This is a genomic window from Leifsonia sp. SIMBA_070, assembly GCF_046534635.1.
Lineage (GTDB): Bacteria > Actinomycetota > Actinomycetes > Actinomycetales > Microbacteriaceae > Leifsonia.
This window is the reverse complement of record NZ_JAWRYK010000916.1, coordinates 1-237: the sequence shown is the minus strand read 5'-3', so window position 1 is coordinate 237 and position 237 is coordinate 1. Positions and strand designations below refer to the sequence as shown.

At 68.8% G+C, this 237-nt stretch carries 1 protein-coding gene; it reads left to right on the top strand.

Translation table 11 applies throughout. From position 1 onward, the window contains the following. Positions 1-19 precede the first annotated feature (19 nt). Positions 20-237: hypothetical protein (locus SB754_RS22870; protein WP_410784550.1), on the top strand; the 218-nt coding region annotated here is incomplete at its 3' end.

Here is a 237-nt window from a genome sequence, read left to right as displayed (position 1 = left end):
CGGGGGTGATGAAGCGTCGATGCCTTCGGCGATCGCGACCCTGCAAAGCGCGGTGCTCAGCGCCGTGGCAGCGGCATCCGAGCCGATCCGGGTCCTGGTGCTTGAAGCGCTGCTCCCGCAGTTCGCGTCCGGAGCAGGGGTCGACGCGTGGCTGGAGACAGTGGCGCGTTTGGGGGCCTCGGTGGTCCGCTTCAACGCGGAGACCACTGCCGAATTCCTGCAGGCGGTGCAGGAGTC